Source organism: Marisediminicola sp. UYEF4 (assembly GCF_040546025.1).
Taxonomy (GTDB): Bacteria; Actinomycetota; Actinomycetes; order Actinomycetales; family Microbacteriaceae; genus Marisediminicola.
The window spans coordinates 275,706-290,967 of record NZ_JBEPNA010000001.1; the positions used below are offsets into that span (position 1 = coordinate 275,706).

General features: G+C 66.7%; 13 protein-coding genes. 8 read left to right on the forward strand and 5 right to left on the reverse strand.

The features are described 5' to 3' along the window. Nucleotides 1-49 precede the first annotated feature (49 nt). The 3 genes from groES to ABIB15_RS01370 all read left to right on the forward strand — a co-directional run bounded on the left by groES (nt 50) and on the right by ABIB15_RS01370 (nt 2,861). On the forward strand, nt 50-346 hold the full coding sequence (gene groES, locus ABIB15_RS01360; RefSeq protein WP_354474660.1) for a co-chaperone GroES: 297 nt from the start codon (nt 50-52) through the stop codon (nt 344-346). Between the two features lie 73 nt (nt 347-419). Then, a complete protein-coding gene (gene rarD, locus ABIB15_RS01365; protein WP_354474661.1) occupies nt 420-1,370 on the forward strand; it encodes an EamA family transporter RarD in 951 nt (316 codons plus the stop codon). A gap of 198 nt (nt 1,371-1,568) precedes the next feature. Next, on the forward strand, nt 1,569-2,861 hold the full coding sequence (locus ABIB15_RS01370) for an ABC transporter substrate-binding protein (RefSeq protein ID WP_354474663.1): 1,293 nt from the start codon (nt 1,569-1,571) through the stop codon (nt 2,859-2,861). A gap of 161 nt (nt 2,862-3,022) precedes the next feature. Here ABIB15_RS01370 and ABIB15_RS01375 read toward each other — a convergent pair whose 3' ends face one another. Genes ABIB15_RS01375 through ABIB15_RS01390 form a run of 4 tightly spaced genes read right to left on the reverse strand, consistent with a single transcriptional unit; the run spans nt 3,023 to nt 7,024 of the window. Next, nucleotides 3,023-3,781 (reverse strand): ABC transporter ATP-binding protein, encoded by a 759-nt coding sequence (locus ABIB15_RS01375; protein ID WP_354475120.1) that lies wholly within the window; start codon nt 3,779-3,781, stop codon nt 3,023-3,025. A 41-nt stretch (nt 3,782-3,822) separates the two neighbouring features. After that, nucleotides 3,823-4,740 carry an ABC transporter ATP-binding protein gene (locus tag ABIB15_RS01380; protein WP_354474665.1) on the reverse strand — a complete coding sequence of 306 codons (918 nt, stop codon included), beginning with the start codon at nt 4,738-4,740 and terminating at the stop codon, nt 3,823-3,825. Then, the gene (locus ABIB15_RS01385) at nt 4,733-5,713 is read right to left on the reverse strand and encodes a branched-chain amino acid ABC transporter permease (RefSeq protein ID WP_354474666.1); all 981 of its coding nucleotides are present in this window, start codon (nt 5,711-5,713) and stop codon (nt 4,733-4,735) included. The genes ABIB15_RS01380 and ABIB15_RS01385 overlap by 8 nt, the downstream gene beginning before the upstream one ends. 9 nt (nt 5,714-5,722) lie before the next feature. Further along, nucleotides 5,723-7,024, reverse strand: a complete 1,302-nt coding sequence (locus ABIB15_RS01390) for a branched-chain amino acid ABC transporter permease (RefSeq protein WP_354474668.1) — start codon at nt 7,022-7,024, stop codon at nt 5,723-5,725. A 264-nt stretch (nt 7,025-7,288) separates the two neighbouring features. Here ABIB15_RS01390 and guaB point away from each other — a divergent pair, with 264 nt between their 5' ends. Then, nucleotides 7,289-8,791 (forward strand): IMP dehydrogenase, encoded by a 1,503-nt coding sequence (gene guaB / locus ABIB15_RS01395; RefSeq protein WP_354474669.1) that lies wholly within the window; start codon nt 7,289-7,291, stop codon nt 8,789-8,791. Between the two features lie 275 nt (nt 8,792-9,066). Here guaB and ABIB15_RS01400 read toward each other — a convergent pair whose 3' ends face one another. Then, on the reverse strand, nt 9,067-10,209 hold the full coding sequence (locus ABIB15_RS01400) for a MalY/PatB family protein (protein WP_354474670.1): 1,143 nt from the start codon (nt 10,207-10,209) through the stop codon (nt 9,067-9,069). A gap of 81 nt (nt 10,210-10,290) precedes the next feature. Between ABIB15_RS01400 and ABIB15_RS01405 the strand changes: the two genes are divergently transcribed. From ABIB15_RS01405 to ABIB15_RS01420, 4 genes are all read left to right on the forward strand, one after another. After that, nucleotides 10,291-11,412: a GuaB3 family IMP dehydrogenase-related protein gene (locus ABIB15_RS01405; RefSeq protein WP_354474671.1), complete on the forward strand. Its 1,122-nt coding sequence runs from the start codon at nt 10,291-10,293 to the stop codon at nt 11,410-11,412. Between the two features lie 55 nt (nt 11,413-11,467). Next, nucleotides 11,468-13,198 (forward strand): glycerol-3-phosphate dehydrogenase/oxidase, encoded by a 1,731-nt coding sequence (locus tag ABIB15_RS01410; RefSeq protein WP_354474672.1) that lies wholly within the window; start codon nt 11,468-11,470, stop codon nt 13,196-13,198. Nucleotides 13,199-13,270: 72 nt separating this feature from the next. Continuing rightward, nucleotides 13,271-13,807, forward strand: coding sequence for a cation:proton antiporter regulatory subunit (locus ABIB15_RS01415; protein WP_354474673.1), 537 nt, complete (start codon nt 13,271-13,273; stop codon nt 13,805-13,807). A gap of 3 nt (nt 13,808-13,810) precedes the next feature. Beyond that, entirely contained in the window at nt 13,811-15,262 is a 1,452-nt protein-coding gene (locus ABIB15_RS01420; RefSeq protein ID WP_354474674.1) for a cation:proton antiporter domain-containing protein, read from the forward strand.

The following is a 15,262-nucleotide window of genomic DNA, read 5'->3' on the forward strand; positions in this document are numbered from 1 at the left end:
ATGAGTGTGCCAACCCAAAAGCCATTTAGCACTGAGAAAGAGGTCAACTGTGTCGGTCTCCATCAAGCCGCTCGAAGATCGCATTGTGATCAAGCAGGTCGAGGCGGAGCAGACAACTGCTTCCGGTCTCGTCATCCCGGACACCGCGAAGGAGAAGCCCCAAGAGGGCGAGGTCGTCGCGGTCGGACCGGGTCGCATCGATGACAACGGCAACCGCGTTCCCCTCGACATCGCCGTCGGCGACAGGGTCATCTACTCCAAGTACGGCGGAACCGAGGTGAAGTACGGCGGGGACGACCTGCTCGTGCTCTCGGCTCGCGACGTGCTCGCGGTCGTCGTCCGCTAACACCAGCACCTCTTCGCAAGGCCCGTCCGGTTCGCCGGGCGGGCCTTCGTCGTACCCGGGGTAGCATTTCGGAGTGCCGGTTGCCGCTACACCTAAGTCCCCGCTGGAGTCGATCGCGGCCACGCGCCGGGCCGGTTTCATCCAGGCGGTCTCCGCCTACGGGCTGTGGGGTCTGCTCCCGGTCTACTTCCTGCTGCTCGCCCCGACCGGCCCGTTCGAGATCGTCGCCGGGCGCATCCTGTTCTCGCTCGTCTTTTGCGCGATCCTGCTCAGCGCGACGAGGCGATGGACGGCCGTCGCGCTGATCGTGCGCACGCCGCGACTCCTGTTCACGATGGCGCTCGCGGGCGCGTTCATCTATGTCAACTGGCAGGTCTACATCTTCGCGGTGCTCACCGACCGCGTGCTCGCGGGTGCGCTGGGGTACTTCATCAACCCGATCGTCACGGTTCTGCTCGGCGTGCTCGTGCTGCGCGAGCGGCTGCGGCCGCTGCAGTGGGTCGCGGTGAGCATCAGCTTCGTCGCGGTGCTCGTGCTCGCGATCGGGTACGGCGAGTTCCCCTGGATTTCGCTTGCCCTCGCGCTGTCGTTCGGGTTCTACGGACTCATCAAGAAACGCGTCGGCCCCCGGGTGGACGCCGTGAGCGGGCTCGCCCTCGAGACGGCGTGGCTGGCCCCCGTCGCCATCCTCCAACTCGCGCTCGTCGCGGCGACCACGGGCCTCACGATCGGCACCGTCAGCGTGGCGCACACGATCCTGATTGTCGGCTCGGGGGTCATCACGGCCGTTCCGCTGCTGCTCTTCGCGGGCGCGGCACGGCGGCTTCCGCTCATCTCGCTTGGGCTGATCCAGTACCTCGCCCCACTGATCCAGTTCGCGTTTGGGGTGTTCGTGCTCCGCGAGGCGATGCCGCCGGAGCGCTGGGTCGGATTCGGCCTCGTCTGGGTGGCCCTGACGGTTCTGACCTTCGACATGATCCGGAGCGGCAGGGCTGCACGGCGCAACGTTCCCCTGCTCACCTGACGACGCACGAAAATGTCGAGTTTCGCGGTGCGGACAGCCGAGTACCGCCGCGGTTGATCATCCGGATGATGAAATGTAACGATTTAGTCGCGTTACACGCCTGTAACGCCGTTGTATTGTGCCCGCGCGCCCGCCTCTATACCTTCAGAGAACAGGCGTGGTATTTCTATGCCTGCAATCACAACATCAAGGAGCACAATGAGCGCATTCCTGAAGGGCTCACATCCTTCCCGCTCGAACGCCTTCGCGACGGGCATCAAGGCACTCGCGGTGGCTTCCGCGAGCATCATGCTGCTGGCATCCTGTGCCAGCACGCCCGCCGAAGACAACGAGGGCGACGGTCCCGCAACCTCCGGTCGCGCCGCTGACGGCGTACTGACGGTCGGAACGGTACTTCCGCAGACCGGTAACCTCGCGTTCCTCGGCCCGCCCGAGTTCGCCGGCGTCGACCTGGCCGCAGCCGAGATCGGCGAATCAGACTTCGAGTTCGACGTGGAGGTCATCCACAAGGACTCCGGCGATGGTGACACCGACATCGCAACGCAATCGGCCGGCGAGCTCGTTGACGCGGCCGCTGACATCGTCGTTGGCGCCGCTTCATCCGGTGTGTCGTTCACGTTCGTCGACCAGCTCATCGCGGCTGGTGTCGTGCAGATCTCGCCCGCGAACACCTCGCCCGACTTCTCCGAGTACGCCGACGACGGATGGTACTGGCGTACCGCCCCGAGCGACGTGCTCCAGGGCCGCGTGCTCGGTAACCTCATGGTCGGTGACGGTGCCGAGAAGATCGGCATCATCTACATCAACGACCCCTACGGAACCGGCCTCGAAGAGAACGCCACGATCGCCATCGAGAACGCCGGCGGCGAGGTGACCGCTTCGGTCCCCTACAACACCGGTGACACGCAGTTCACGTCGATCGTCGACGAGGTGCTCGCGAGCGGTCCCGACGCGGTTGCCGTCATCGCCTTCGCCGAGACCGCCTCGATCATCCCCGAGCTCGTCAACACGCAGGGCTTCGCGTCTGACAAGGTCTACTTCGTCGACGGAAACCTCTCGAACAGCTACGAGTTCCCCGAGGGAACCCTCGATGGCGCCAAGGGAACCCTTCCGGGCAACTTCGCCAGCGACGAGTTCCGCGAGCGTCTGCTCGAGATCGACCCGGCCCTCACGGACTTCAGCTACTCGGCCGAGTCCTACGACGCCGTCATCCTCGCCGCGCTTGCCGCGGCACAGGGCGGCAGCGACGACCCGACCACGATCCGCGACAACCTCAAGTCGGTTTCCGAGGGTGGCGAGAAGTGCGAGACGTTCGCGGACTGCCTCGCACTCATCGGCGACGGCGAAGACATCGACTACGACGGCCCTTCGGGACCGATCACCTTCGATGACAACGGCGACCCGACCGAGGCGTATGTCGGTATCTACCAGTACGGAGCGGACAACCGCTACGTGCCGCTGAACGCCGAGTTCGGTAGCCTCGCGGAGTAATTCGCACCAGCACCACGCACGAACCCCGGAGGGGCCCGGCCGAGAGGTCGGGCCCCTCTGTCGTGCGCACGGCACGCTGCTCCGTGCCCGCCTGAGCCCACAGAAAAGGCCCCACGACCGAGATACCTCGGTCGTGGGGCCTTCGAGGCGTCAGGAGCGGCTCAGACCCCGCGTGCCTTCTTGTCGGCGTCGACGTCGGCTGCGAGGGTACCCAGGTACAGCTCGGTCACCTTCGGGTCCTTCAGCAGCTCTCGCCCGGTTCCCGTGTAGGCGTCCTTGCCCTGGTCGAGCACGTAGGCCCGGTCGCAGATCTGGAGGCAGCGTCGTGCGTTCTGCTCGACCATGATGACCGAGACTCCGGCGCGGTTGATCTGGTGCACCCGCAGGAACGTCTCATCCTGACGGACAGGGGAGAGGCCGGCGGACGGCTCGTCGAGCAGCAGCACCGACGGGTCCATCATCAGCGCCCTGGCCATTGCGACCATCTGGCGCTCGCCGCCCGAGAGCGAGCCCGCTCGCTGCTTACGGCGACTCGCGAGCTCGGGGAACAGCTCCGTGACGAACTCGAAGCGCTCCGCCCAGACCTTGGGGCGCTGGAACAGGCCCATCTCGAGGTTCTCCTCGATCGACAGCGTCGGGAAGACGTTGTTGTTCTGCGGAACCATGCCGACGCCCTTGGTGACGAGCTTGTCGGCTTTCAGGCCGGTGATGTCGTCGCCCTTGAGGTGGATCGTGCCGCTGCGGATGTTCACCTGGCCGAACACGGCCTTGAGGAACGTCGACTTGCCCGCTCCGTTGGGGCCGATGATGCCGATGAGCTCGCCCGGGTAGGCCGTGATGTTGCACCCGTTGAGGATGTTCACTCCGGGGATGTACCCCGCGACGAGGTCAGTGCTGTACAGCACCGGCTCGCCCGTCATGGTGGGGGCCGTTCCCGTGGTCGTACTGACTGTGTCCGACATCAGATCGCGCCCTCTTTCTTGGCCGCGTGCTCCGCGGCGGCGTCATTCGCCTCGATCACGGGGTTGACCCCCGTCATGTCGCCGAGGTCGGTGTCATGGTGCGCGCCGAGGTAGGCGTCGATGACGGCCGGGTCGTTCATGACCTGGTCAGGGGGACCCTCCGCGACGACCTTGCCCTCGGCCATCACGATGACCCAGTCGGAGATGTGGCGCACCATGTGCATGTCGTGCTCGACGAAGAGCACCGACATGCCCTCGGACTTGAGCTGCTTGATGTGGCCGAGGAGCGACTGGGTGAGCGCCGGGTTCACTCCGGCCATCGGCTCGTCGAGCATGATCAGCACCGGGTCGCTCATGAGGGCCCGCGCCATTTCGAGCAGCTTGCGCTGACCGCCGGAGAGCGATGCCGCATAGTCCTCGCTCTTCTCGAGCAGCTTGAAGCGGGCGAGCAGTTCCTCGGCCTTGGACGTGATCGCCTGCTCGCGTTTGCTCCAGAGCGGCTTGATGAGCGCGGTGAACACGTTCTCACCGGGCTGCTTGGTCGCGCCCAGCAGCATGTTCTGCAGCACGCTCAGCCGACCGAGCGACTTCGTGAGCTGGAAGGTTCTCACCATCCCCTTGCGGGCGACGCGGAACGCGGGCACCCGGGCGAGGCTGTGGCCCTCGAAGCTCCACTCGCCGGTATTCGGCTTGTCGAAGCCCGTGAGCAGGTTGAAGAACGTGGTCTTGCCGGCTCCGTTAGGCCCGATGAGCGCGGTGATCGCGTGGCGCGGGATCTCGACGTGTGCAACATCCACGGCGGTGAGGCCGCCGAAGGTGCGAGTGACGCCGTCGGCGACGACGATCGGGTCGACCTTCTTGCAGCCGGGCCCGACAGCCCCGTCGACGAGCGGATGAGTCACGATCGTGTCAGACATTGAACGACAGCTCCTTCTTGTTCCCGAAGATTCCCTGGGGTCTGAAGATCACAAGCAGCATGAGTACGACCCCGATGATCATGAAACGTATCTGGCCGGCCTGAGTGCCACTGATGAAAGTGACGATGTCGGCGCTGATGAGCCCTCGCAGGATACCGTCGCTCAGCGTGAGCAGTGCCGCGAAGATCATCGCGCCGACGATCGGGCCCCAGATGGTGGCGGCCCCGCCGAGCAGCAACATCGTCCAGATGAAGAACGTGAGCGTGGTGCCGTAGTTGGCGGGCTGCACTGCACGGGGGAGCACGTAGATCACGCCGGCGAGCGAACCGAAGACGCCTCCCAGCACGAGGGCCTGCATCTTGTAGGCATACACGTTCTTGCCGAGGCTGCGCACGGCATCCTCATCTTCCCGGATGCCCTTGACAACGCGACCCCACGGGCTGCGCATGAGCAGGAAGACGAGCACCGACGCAAGGGCCACGAGACTCCAGCCGACGACGCGGACCCAGAGCTGGTTCTCGGTATAGGTCCACGGGCCGAAGCCGTAGATGCCGTCGGGGAACGGGTTGAGCGCGTTGAAGCCGCCGCTGAAGCCAGAGAGGCCCGCCGCGCCACCGGTCACATCGGTGAGGCCGGTCGTCGAGACGACATACCTCACGATCTCGGCGCTCGCGATCGTCACGATTGCGAGGTAGTCCGCTCTGAGCCTGAGGGTCGGGATGCCGAGCAGGAAAGCGAAGAGCACGCTCGCCACAATCGAGGTGAGGAACGCCGCCCAGACGGGAAAGTCGAGAACGAGCGTCGGCACGACGAACCCGTAGGCGCCGATCGCCATGAATCCTGCCTGGCCGAAGTTGAGAAGTCCGGCGTAGCCGAAGTGCACGCCGATGCCGATTGCGGCGAGTGCGTACGCAGCCGTGACCGGGCTGAGTAGCTCACCGGCGGCCGTATCGAGAATCTGTCCCCAGTCCATGATGGCCTCCTAGCCCACTCGCTCTTTGCGACCCAGTACGCCCTGGGGTCTCACGAGGAGCACAAGAATCAAAATGAGTAGCGCGACGGCGTAGCGCAGGTCGTTCGGGATCCACACGGTGGACACCTCGGTGACTATCCCGATGATGAGCGACCCGACGAGGGCGCCGAACGCGCTGCCGAGGCCGCCGAGGGTGACCGCCGCGAACAGCAGCAGCAGGATCTGGAACCCCATGTTCCAGTTGACCTGGCGGAAGATGCCGTACAGGATGCCGCTGAGCCCGGTCAGGGTTGCGGCGAGGATCCAGACGATGCGGATGATGCGGTCGACGTTGATACCGGATGCTGCGGCGAGAGACGCGTTGTCGCTCACGGCCCGTGTGGCCTTGCCGACCCGGGTGCGGGTGAGGAACAGGCCGACGAGTCCGAGCATCACGATGCTGACGCCCATGCTGACGAGCGAGGCGAGGGTGATCGTTGCCGGGCCGATGGTCACGTTCTGGGTGAGCCCGGTGTCGAGAGTCTCGATGTTTCCGCCGAGGAAGAAGAGGAAGACGTAGCGCACGAAGATCGACAGGCCGATCGTCACGATCATCGCCTGAACGAGTCCCACCCCGCGTTTCCGCAGGGGCCGGTGCAGCCAGGCATCCTGCGCATAGCCGGTGAAGGCGCTCAGCACGAGCGTGATCGCGATCGCGGGGATGAGCGGGATGCCGAGCGAGGTGCCGAACAGGAAGAAGATGACGGCTCCGAAGGTGACCATCTCGCCGTGCGCGAAGTTGTTGAGCTTCGTCGTCCCGTAGATCAGCGAGATGCCGATCGCGCCGAGGGCGAGCAGCAGGCCGAAGTTGAGCCCGTAGATGAACCTCGTGAGAATCGTCTGGGCGATGTTGTTCTGCGCGACCGTGCCCTCGCCGGTCGGGAAGAGCACGTTGACGGTGTTGGTCGTGGAGAGGTTCACGTCCCGGGTGATGTTGTCCGGGTCGCGGGGGGCGACGCCCTCTGGGAGGGTGTCGGGCAGCAATGTCGCGGTGTATTCGCCCTGCTCGGGAACGGGGACGACCCAACGTCCATCCGGACCGGTCACGCCGATCTCGTCGAATCCCTGACCCTCGACCCGCACTTCGACGCCCTCGAGAGGCGTGTCCCCGTCGCGGATGAGCCCGCCGATCGTGAACGTGCTGGTGAAGTCGCCGCTTGGCGACGGGCTGGGGCTCGGAGTCGACTCGGCGCTCGCCGGCGCGAGGCCGACAGAGAGAGCCAGGATCAGCATTGCGATCGTTGTTCCGAGCACGACTCCGATGATTCTCATCAGAGACGTTGCTCGTCGAATGGTGAGTGGCACAAAACCTCCAGGAGCAGGCGACCGAGATCAAGGGAATCTCTCGGATTGAGGCCAGCCGTCGTCGTTGACGTTATCGAGTGAATGTGTCCCTCATGTTTCAGGGAGGGACATAAACGTGTTCGCTCATTATGGACGGGGAATAGGTGGATCGGTAAACCGTTAAGATCAAATACCGGATTCGACGCCGCATACCGGAGCATCCACCCACCGCTCGCAATCCCCGGGAGACTCATGGACCAGCCAGATCCCTTCGGCTTCATCGGCCTCACCTACGACGACGTGATGCTGCTTCCGGGCCACACCGACGTGATCCCGAGCGAAGCGGACACGTCCTCCAGGCTCACCCGCCGCATCACGCTCTCCTCTCCTCTGCTCTCGTCCGCCATGGACACGGTGACCGAGTCGCGAATGGCCATCGCGATGGCCAGAAACGGCGGCATCGGCATCCTGCACCGCAATCTCTCGATCGAGGACCAGGCGACCCACGTCGACAAGGTCAAGCGCAGCGAGTCGGGCATGATCACGAACCCGGTCACGACGACGCCGGAGTCGACCGTGGCAGAGGTGGATGCCCTGTGCGGCGAGTTCCGCGTGTCGGGACTGCCCGTCGTCGAGGGAGACGGCCGGCTCGTCGGCATCATCACCAACCGCGACATGCGCTTCGTCTCGCCGTTCGAGAAGGAAACGACGCTCGTGCGGGACGTCATGACCACGCGGAACCTCATCACCGCCCCTGTCGGCATCGACCCCGACCAGGCCCTCGCGATCTTCGCCCAGCACAAGATCGAGAAGCTCCCGCTCGTCGACCCCGACGGCCGCCTGCGCGGGCTCATCACGGTCAAGGACTTCGACAAGAGCGAGAAGTACCCCAACGCGACGAAGGACCCCGAGGGCCGCCTGCGGGTCGGCGCCGCGATCGGCTTCTTCGGCGACGCGTGGGAGCGGGCCACTGCGGTCGCCGAGGCGGGCGTCGACGTCATCGTCGTCGACACCGCGAACGGCGACTCCTCCGGCGTGCTCAACATCATCCGCCGCATGAAATCCGACCCGGGCTTCGCGCACATCGACGTCATCGGCGGCAACGTCGCCACGAGGTCCGGCGCGCAGTCGCTCATTGAGGCCGGGGCGGATGCTGTCAAGGTCGGCGTCGGTCCTGGGTCGATCTGCACGACCAGGGTGGTCGCCGGAGTCGGCGTTCCCCAGGTCACCGCCGTCTACGAGGCATCCCTCGCCGCCCGCGAGCACGGCATCCCCGTCATCGCCGACGGCGGGCTGCAGTACTCGGGCGACATCGCGAAGGCGCTCGTGGCCGGAGCCGACACCGTGATGCTCGGCTCGCTGCTCGCCGGCTGCGACGAGAGCCCCGGCGACCTGATCTTCCTCAACGGCAAGCAGTTCAAGAGCTACCGCGGCATGGGGTCGCTCGGCGCGCTGCAGACCCGCGGCAAGAAGACCTCGTATTCGCGCGACCGTTACTTCCAGGCGGACGTGTCGGGCGACGATCAGCTCATCGCCGAGGGCATCGAGGGCAAGGTTCCCTACCGCGGTCCGCTGTCCGCCGTCGCGTACCAGCTCATCGGCGGGCTGCGCCAGTCGATGTTCTACACCGGTGCGCGCACGATCGCCGAGCTCAAGCAGAAGGGCAAGTTCGTGCGGATCACCGCCGCGGGGCTGAAGGAGTCGCATCCGCACGACATCCAGATGGTCGTCGAGGCACCCAACTACCAGCGCTAATCCCCACCCCCGCTTCTCTTTCATTATTCAGGAGTCAGCCGGCCGGGGCGGCTTTCATCATTCAGGAGTCAGCCGGCCGATTCGGGATGCTGCAGCGCGGCCCGTCCGGTAATTGCCCGGGAATCCGGCATCCGGCTCACACGACGGCGGCCGCCGCAGGCCCAATCTCCTGAATAATGAAAGCCGCGCGTGGACCCAAGGAGGCCGATTCGGCCAGCAATCAGCCCTCACTCCTGAATAATGAAAGCACTCGCCCGCGGACACCCGGCCGCTGATCAGGCGGCGGCGAGGCGGCGGACCGCCTCCACCAGCACTTCGCTCGAGCAGGCGAGGTTGATCCGTGCGAACCCAACACCCTGCCGGCCGAAGGTGCGCCCCGCGTTGAGGGCAACTCGCCCGGACTCGAGGGCGCGGATGCTGGGATCGTCGCCCCAGCCTCGCGGCCGGAAGTCGAGCCAGCCGAGGTAGCTCGCAGCGGGCCGGCGGAAGACGACGTCGGGCAGGTGCTCGTCGATCAGCTCCCGCATCAGGTCGGCGTTGGACTCGATGGCCCTGAGCGCGGCATCCAGCCACGGCCGCCCCTGCTCGAACGCGGCGACCGAGGCGTGCAGGCCGAGCAGGCTCGTGCGGAACCCGACCTCGTACGGCATCGAGTCGAGGGTCGCCATGCCCCGGTCGCTCGCGGCGACCATGATCGCGCACTTGGTGCCGGCGATGTTCCAGCCCTTGCTCGCCGAGGTGACGCACACGCCCCGCTCGCGCGCGGCATCCGACACCGAGAGGAACGGATGGAACCGCACGCCGGCATGCACGAGCGGCGCGTGGATCTCGTCGCTCACGACCGTCGCGCCGTACCCGTCGGCGAGCTCCGCGAGGGCCTCGAGGGATGCGCGGGAGTGGACGAGCCCGAGCGGGTTGTGCGGGTTGCAGAGCAGGAGAGCGCGGGCGCCGGCGGCGAAGGCCGCGTCGATTCCGTCGAGGTCGAGCGTGTGGGCGACGCCGTCGTCGACGAGCGGCACCTCGACGACCGTGCCGCCCGCCTCGGGTACGAGGTCGAAAAACGGCGGGTAGACGGGCGGGGTGATGATCACACCGTCTCCCGGGTCGAGCACCCGGCGCAGCGTCTCCACGATCGCGACGCTGACATCCGTCGTCGTGCGCACCCGTGCCGGGTCGACCTGCCAGTCCCAGGCCTGCGCGGCGAACCCGGCGAAGGCGGCGCCGAGGGGCGCCGGCGACCCGACATAGCCCGTGTCTGAGGCGAGCACCCGGGCGATGATGGCCTCGGCGATGGGCGCGGCGATCGGGAAGTCCATTTCGGCGACGAACAGGGGGAGCACGTCGCCGGGAAAGGTGGTCCACTTCGCGCTCGTGCGTGCGCGGAGTGCGTCGAGCGGGTCGCAGGTCAGGTCGGTCATCACCCCAGCTTGCCCGATCGGCCCTGCCCCAGGGGACGAGCGGATGCCGGAGCCAAACGCGAGGGCAACTAGGCTGGGCCCGTGACTGACGTAGAAATCGGCCGTGCCAAGCGCGCCCGCCGGGTGTTCGCCTTTGACGACATCGCCATCGTGCCGAGCCGCCGCACCAGAGATCCCCAGGATGTGTCGGTGGGGTGGTCGATCGACGCCTACCAGTTCGAGATCCCGTTCCTCGCGGCCCCGATGGACTCGGTCGTGTCGCCCGCGACCGCCATCCGGATGGGCCAGCTCGGGGGCCTCGGCGTGCTCGACCTCGAGGGGGTGTGGACGAGGTACGAGAACCCGGAGCCGCTGCTCGAGGAGATCCGCACCCTCGACGCCGCCGCCGCGACCGCGCGCATGCAGGCCATCTACTCCGAGCCGATCAAGCCGGAGCTCGTGACCGCGAGGCTCGCCGAGATCCGCGCCGCCGGCGTCACCGTCGCCGCCGCTCTCTCACCGCAGCGCACCCAGGAACTGTACGGAACCGTCGTCGCTGCGGGCGTCGACCTCTTTGTCATTCGAGGCACCACCGTGAGTGCCGAGCACGTGTCCAAGACCCACGAGCCGCTCAACCTCAAGAAGTTCATCTACGAGCTCGACGTGCCCGTCATCGTCGGCGGCGCCGCGGGGTACACCCCGGCGCTGCACCTCATGCGCACCGGCGCAGCCGGCGTGCTCGTCGGCTTTGGCGGCGGCGCCGCCTCCACCACGCGCAAGTCCCTCGGCATCCATGCCCCGATGGCGACCGCCGTCGCGGACGTCGCGGGCGCGCGCCGCGACTACATGGACGAGTCGGGAGGCCGCTACGTGCACGTCATCGCCGACGGCGGGCTGGGCACCTCCGGCGACATCGCCAAGGCGTTCTCGGTCGGTGCGGATGCCGTGATGCTCGGGTCGGCGCTGGCCCGCGCCACGGATGCTCCCGGCGGCGGCTGGCACTGGGGCGCCGAGGCGCACCACGGCGAACTGCCGCGCGGTCACCGTGTGTCTGTCGGCTCGGTCGCTCCTCTCGAGAAGATCCTCTTCGGCCCGTCCACAGTTGCGGATGGCACCATGAACCTCGTCGGCGCACTTCGTCGTTCGATGGCGACCACCGGATATTCCGACCTCAAGGAGTTCCAGCGCGTCGAAGTCGTTGTCGCACCGTATAGCGCCAGATAGGTTGGATGGGAGCCCCGGCAACAGAAGGCCGGGCGTCAAGCACCGGGAGGCAGCAGTGAGCACGCTCAAGACGGTTACCCGATCATCGAAGCTCGGCCCGGAGGACCGCGCGGCCGCGATCAACGCGCTGAAAGATAAAGAACTCGACATCCTCGTCGTCGGCGGCGGGATCGTCGGCACCGGGAGCGCGCTCGATGCGGCGACCCGAGGCCTGCGGGTCGGGATGGTCGAGGCGCGGGACTGGGCGAGCGGCACCTCCAGCCGGTCCTCGAAGCTCGTGCACGGCGGCATCCGCTACCTCGAGCAGCTCGACTTCCGACTCGTGCGCGAGGCACTCAAGGAGCGCGGTCTGCTGCTGCAGCGGCTCGCCCCGCACCTCGTCAAGCCCGTGCGATTCCTGTACCCGCTTCAGAAGCGCGTCATCGAACGCGTCTACGTCGGCGCCGGGATGCTGCTCTACGACATCTTCAGCTACACCGGAGGCCGCCCGCCCGGCGTGCCGCACCACCGGCACCTGAGCAAGCGCCAGGTTATGCGCATGGCGCCGAGCCTCGCGAACGACGCTCTCATCGGCGGCATCACCTACTACGACGCGCAGGTCGACGACGCCCGCTACGTTTCCGTGCTCGCGCGCACTGCCTCGTTCTACGGCGCCCACGTCGCGTCTCGAGTGCGCGTCGAAGGGTTCATCAAGGTCGGCCAGCGCGTCGTCGGCGTGCATGCCCACGACCTCGAGACCGGCGAGAAGTTCGACATCCGCGCGAAGCAGGTCGTCAACGCGACGGGCGTGTGGACGGACGACACCCAGGCCATGGTCGGCGAGCGAGGCCAGTTCAAGGTGCGCGCCTCGAAGGGTGTCCACCTCGTCGTGCCGCGCGACCGCTTCCAGTCCAAGCTCGGGCTGCTCCTCCGCACCGAGAAGAGCGTGCTGTTCGTCATCCCCTGGGGCCGCCACTGGCTGATCGGCACGACCGACACCGACTGGAACCTCGACAAGGCGCATCCGGCTGCGACCGCCGCCGACATCGACTACATCCTCGAGCACGTCAACTCGGTGCTCGCGGTGCCGCTCACGCGCGACGATGTCGAGGGCGTCTTCGCCGGGCTGCGGCCGCTCCTCGCGGGCGAGTCCGACCAGACATCGAAGCTCTCGCGCGAGCACATCGTTGCCCACTCCGTTCCCGGCCTCGTCGTCGTCGCCGGCGGCAAGTGGACGACCTATCGGATCATGGCGAAGGATGCGATCGACGAGGCCGTCGCGGCGCTCGATGCCAACGTGCCGCCGAGCGCGACGGAGGACATCGCACTGCTCGGCGCCGAGGGCTACACGGCCGCGTGGAACAAGCGGGCCAAGATCGCGCGGGCGTTCGGCGTGCACAAGGTGCGGATCGAGCACCTCCTCAACCGCTACGGCACGATGACGGACGAGCTTCTCGACCTCATCCGCGAAGACCCCTCGCTCGGCGAGGCGCTGCCGGGCGCCGACGATTACATCGGCGCCGAGGTCGTCTACGCCGCCTCGCACGAGAGTGCGCTCCATCTCGAAGACGTGCTTGCCCGTCGCACCCGCATCTCGATCGAGGCGTGGGACCGCGGCGTCTCCGCGGCGCCCGTCGCCGCGGCGCTGATGGCGCGTGTGCACGGCTGGGATCAGGAGCGCGTCGACAAGGAAGTGAACAACTACCTCAAGCGGGTTGCCGCGGAACGCGAAAGCCAGACCATGCCCGACGACGCCTCAGCAGACCGGGTGCGGCTCGAGGCTCCCGACATCGTGAGCGCCACGTAGCGGCAGGATCCGCTCAGACGGCGCCGGGTAGACTCGACGGGTTCCCAACCACCCGCAAGGAGTCCTGCCCCCATGGTCGATGTTCGACGGGTCAAACTACCCGGAGTCGGAGTGCTGCACACCTTTGTCAGTGATGACGGTGGCAAGGTCGGCGTGATCAGCCACAGGTCAGGCCACAGCGACCTCATCACCTTCGCCGACGAGGACGACACATCCGATGCGGCCAAGGTCTCTCTGCGCCTGAGCGAGGACGAGGCGCACACGCTCGCCGAGTTGCTCGGCGGCACACGAATCACGGAGGGAATCGACGCCCTCGACCAGATCCCCGGCCTGAGCATCGACTGGTTCACCGTCGACTACGACGACCACATCGCAGGCAAGCACGTCGGTGCCCTCGCGGCCTGCGGGGTCGTCGGGCTCATGGTCGTCGCGGTCGTGCGCGGGGACTCCGCCAACCCGGCCCCCGCCGACGACTTCACAGTCTTCCCCGGCGACACCCTCGTCGTGGCCGGTTCACCGGAGAAGGTCGCGAAGGCCTTCAAGTTCTACCGATCCGGAGAATTCGCGCCACGCCCCCCGGTCGCCGTCGACTCCGCGCCCGGCGGCTAGGCGATGCACCTGGGTGAACAGCTGATCGTTCTCGGTCTGCTGTTGCTCATCGCGTACGTGCTCGGCCGGGTCGGCAAGCTCGTCGGGCTGCCCGCGATCCCGATCTACATGATCGTCGGGCTTGCGGCGAGCCCGTCCACCGGCTGGTTCCCGCTCAACTTCGATTCCGGCAACATCGAGTTCATCGCGGTCTTCGGCCTCATCCTCCTGCTGTTCAACCTCGGCCTCGAATTCGACCTCGACGAGTTCGTCGGCAACGCAGGCAAGCTCCTCATCTCCGGCGGCTCGTACATCCTCGTGAACATGAGTGTCGGCTTCGCCTTCGGATTCCTGGTCGGTTGGGGCACCCGCGAGGCCCTCATCATCGCCGGCATCACCGCGACCTCGTCGAGCGCCATCGTCACGAAGCTCCTGATCGAGTTGAAGAGGCTCCCGAACCGCGAGACTCCCATGATCCTCGGCGTCACCGTCGTCGAGGATGTCTTCATTGCCGTCTACCTTGCGATCGTCTCCGTCGTGCTCAGCGGCGAGACCGAGATCTGGCCGGTCGTGGTCAAGCTCGGCATCGCCTTCCTCTTCATCATCGTGATGTTCTCGATCGCCCGCTGGGGCGGTCGCGTGGTCTCGCGCCTCATCCGCACGAAGGACGACGAGCTGTTCACCATCCTCTTCTTCGGGCTCGCGGTGCTGTTCGGAGGAATCGGCGAGATCCTCGGGGTGACGGATGCGATCGGTGCGTTCATGATCGGGCTCGTGCTCGGCGCCTCCCGCTGGCGGGCGCGGATCGAGTCGCTCTCACTGCCGATGCGCGACCTGTTCGGTGCCTTCTTCTTCCTCAACTTCGGCCTCACCCTCGACGTCTCGACCTTCGGCTCCGTGCTCAGTACTGTGGCGCTCGCCGTGCTGATGACCGTCGTGCTCAATATCGCTGCCGGCCAGTTCATCGCGTGGATCAACGGGCTCGGCCCGCAGGCGGGCATCAACGCGACGGTGATCCTGCAGAACCGCGGCGAGTTCGCGCTCATCCTCGCGACCCTCTCGCTCAGCGCGGGCCTCGACGAGCGCATTGTGCCGTTCGCGGGCCTCTACGTGCTCATCATGTCGGTCATGGGCCCGATCCTCGCCGCGAACTCCGAGCGGATCGGCGCCGTCGTGCTCCGAACCACGAAGACCCGCCGGGAGGTGCGCGAGAGGGACCAGGCCCGGGCCGAGGCGAGGGCCGGAGCGATCGCCCTCGTCGAAGCCGCGATGTCAGGAGCACCCGTGCCCGCGGACGAGTTCTCTCCCACCGTCGCCCAGGTCTCAGACGCGTCCCGCTCGGCACCGGCCGACGAGGCATCCGACCGCGACGAGGCATCCGACGACTTCGACGACGGACGGAACGACACCGTCGCCCAGCAGGCCGCACAGCAGTCGGACATGCCCAGCCGGCGCCCGACGGATCCGGAGTACTGA